Below are 3,155 nucleotides of genomic sequence, written 5' to 3'. Positions count from 1 at the left end.
AGTTAAATAAGTAAGAAGGCTGAAATGTAAGGCTCTAAGCATTACTTTGAATAAGTAAAGAGTTTAGGTTTTATTTTCTGAATAAAAATCAACGCAAAAAATGGAAGAAAACAAGGAGTCCTATAAACAAATATTTAAATCAACAACTATTGTTGGAGGAGCGCAAATAATAAATATTGTAATTGGAATTATTAGAAATAAAGTTATTGCAATATTGTTAGGTCCTGCAGGCGTTGGTGTTGCAGGTCTTTATCAAACAATTATTGAGTTAGTTAGGAATGGAACTGGATTAGGAATTAATTTCAGCGGAGTAAAAAGTGTAGCTGAGAATAATACTGATCCGAAATATGTCGCAAAAACAATATTGGTGTTAAGACGATGGGAATTCGGGACTGGCTTAATTGGCATGTTGGTTGTATGTGTGTGTTGCAATTTTTTTAGTAATTATACATTTGGGAATGATACTTATACCTTTAGTATTGCATTGGTATCAGTAACTCTTCTAATTAATGCTGTATCAGCAGGTCAGTTAGCTATTTTACAAGGACTAAGACGTATTAAAGAAATGGCTAAAGCTACCCTTTTTGGATCTGTTTTAGGGACTTTAATTTCCCTCCCGATTTTTTGGTGGTTAGGTATCTCTGGAATTGTTCCAGCAATGGTCTTATCTGCGCTTGGATCCTTGGTTGTTTCATGGATATATGCAAGGAAGGTAATAACTGAAAATGTTAGATTGTCTCTGTCAGAAACCTTTTTTGAGGGCTTGGGAATGGCCAAATTGGGTTTTTTTATTGTTGTTAATGGATTTGTGGCAACTGCTTCTTTATATGTTATTCGTGTAGTGATTAGATCTCATCTAGGAATGGACTCTGTTGGGTATTTCCAAGCAGTTTGGATCATATCTACAATGTATATTAGTGTTTTGCTTAATTCTATGCTTGCAGATTATTTTCCTAGATTAAGTGCGATTAAACATGATAAAGATGCTAGTAACCAGTTGATAAATCAACAATTAGAAATGACACTTCTAGTCGGAACTCCTATGCTAATGGGAATGATAACGTTTGCTTCATTAGCAATAAATATATTATATACCAATTCATTTCATTCAGCGATAGCCATTTTGAAATGGCAAATGATGGCCTCTTTTTTTACATTTATAAGTTATACTGTTGGTGTTCTTTATCTTTCAATAAACAAGGGGTGGTATGCTATAATCATAGAAACTATAAGGCAAGGGGTATATATATCTTTTGTTTTTTTTGGATGGAATTATTTTGGATTTAATGTTTTGGGTATTGGTTTTTTAGCTGCAAATTTGATTTGTTTGATTTTTGGGGTTTATAGTGCATGGAGACTTAATTCCTTCCTTTTTTCATCTGTAAACATAAAAAATGTAATTATTTTAGGCAGTTTTGTGGCGTTATCATTAGCATGCTCTCTATATATTGAAGGAATTGCTCAATATATAGTAAATAGTGTCCTTATACTATGTGGCTCCACCTTTTGCTTATACAGATTAAATAAATTGCTGGATATCAAATTCTGGTTTAAAGCACGTTTCAGAAAGAGTTAATAGACATGCCAAGAATTAAAAATCATAGATAAATTTATAAATATGCTATCAACAATATCGAGTTTTTTACGTAAATGGAGATTGAAAACTAACTTAAAAAGAATAAAGGATCATATTGAAATTGGTGATTCTCATTTTTTTGAAATGTTCTCTATCAATTTGATGAAACCATTAAAGAATAAAAAGTACGTTACAGTTGGCGATAACACCATATTGGATTGTTTGATATTATTTGAATCTTCAGAAGGTGAGGTCGTTATCGGAAATAATGTTTTTATTGGAAGAAGTAATTTGATTTGTAGAAGTAAAATTGAAATTGAGAATAATGTATTTATGGCTTGGGGAATCTATATATATGATCATAATTCTCATTCGCTTGATTACAAAGAGAGACAAAAGGATATTACGCAACAGTTGTCAGATTATAGAAGTGGAAAATTATTTATTCAAAATAAGAATTGGGATGTCGTAGATACGAGGCCTATAAAAATTTGTTCAAATGTATGGATTGGGATGAATTGTATAATATTAAAAGGGGTGACGATAGGTGAAGGAGCTATAGTTGGTGCCGGAAGCGTAGTGACAAGAGATGTTCCTGCGTGGACAGTTGTGGGAGGAAACCCTGCTGTAGTAATAAAAAAACTTGAAGGTAAGGAAATCAATATATAATGAAAAAAGTTTTAGTAACTGGAGCCTATGGTTTTTTGGGCAGAAATGTAGCGAGAGAATTCAAGAAAAATGGTTATTATGTGGCGGGAATTGGTCATGGTAAATGGCATAGTGACCAATTTAATAAATGGGGTTTAGATCACTGGTATGAAAGTACAATTACTTTTGAAGCACTATTGAATATCAATGAAAAATTTGATTTGATTGTTCATTGTGGAGGGAGTGGATCTGTGGCTTTTTCCAGAGATAATCCTTATGAAGATTATCAAAAAAGTGTACAAAGCACAATATCTGTTCTGGAATATATTAGGCTCCAAAATCCAGGGTGCAAATTTATTTATCCTTCAAGTCCAGCTGTACAAGGCAACCTAGGCAATGTGCCAATAAAGGAAAATATGATAGAGGTACCAGTTTCACCCTATGGTTTTCACAAAAGGATAGCAGAAGACCTTTGCCTTTCTTATTGCAAAAATTTTAATATAAGCATAGGCATTATACGTTATTTTTCAATTTACGGGGAGGGCTTACAAAAACAGTTACTGTGGGACGCCTGTAAGAAAATCAATAAATCAACTTCAGTTGTTTTTTTTGGAACAGGTGAAGAAACTCGCGATTGGATTCATATTTCGGATGCGGTGAGTTTACTTTACATTTTCGCCCAAGATCTTAAGGGGTATCATGTAATAAATGGAGGTAGTGGCATTACTATTAGTATTCATCAAATTGTTGATTTTTTAAATAAACAGTTTGATCCGCAAGCAACAATAAGTTTCAATGGGGTTACAAAAGAAGGAGATCCGGTTCATTTTTGGGCGGATGTTTCCAAGGCGAAATTAATTGGCTGGGAACCAAAAATGGATATATGGAAAGGATTAGAAAATTATGTGACCTATTTTAAGAACTTAAATAA

General features: G+C 32.9%; 3 protein-coding genes. All 3 read left to right on the top strand.

What is annotated here, in order from left to right; translation table 11 throughout:
* Positions 1-100: 100 nt before the first annotated feature.
* Positions 101-1,576: an oligosaccharide flippase family protein gene (locus DBR11_RS25995; RefSeq protein WP_108555482.1), complete on the top strand. Its 1,476-nt coding sequence runs from the start codon at positions 101-103 to the stop codon at positions 1,574-1,576.
* 42 nt (positions 1,577-1,618) lie between these two features.
* Positions 1,619-2,245, top strand: a complete 627-nt coding sequence (locus DBR11_RS30610; RefSeq protein WP_108555481.1) for a DapH/DapD/GlmU-related protein — start codon at positions 1,619-1,621, stop codon at positions 2,243-2,245.
* Positions 2,245-3,155, top strand: a 911-nt coding sequence (locus tag DBR11_RS25985) for an NAD(P)-dependent oxidoreductase (RefSeq protein WP_108555480.1), incomplete at its 3' end; no start/stop codon positions are given. The genes DBR11_RS30610 and DBR11_RS25985, both read left to right, overlap by 1 nt.

Origin of the sequence: Pedobacter sp. HMWF019 (assembly GCF_003061025.1) — a bacterium.
GTDB lineage: Bacteria > Bacteroidota > Bacteroidia > Sphingobacteriales > Sphingobacteriaceae > Pedobacter.
This window is presented reverse-complemented; position numbering and strand designations above follow the sequence as displayed.

Bases quoted from the DNA above. Each gene is read 5' to 3' on its own strand.
- DBR11_RS25995 (WP_108555482.1), top strand. From the start codon at position 101: ATGGAAGAAAACAAGGAGTCCTATAAACAAATATTTAAATCAACAACT.
- DBR11_RS30610 (WP_108555481.1), top strand. From the start codon at position 1,619: ATGCTATCAACAATATCGAGTTTTTTACGTAAATGGAGATTGAAAACT.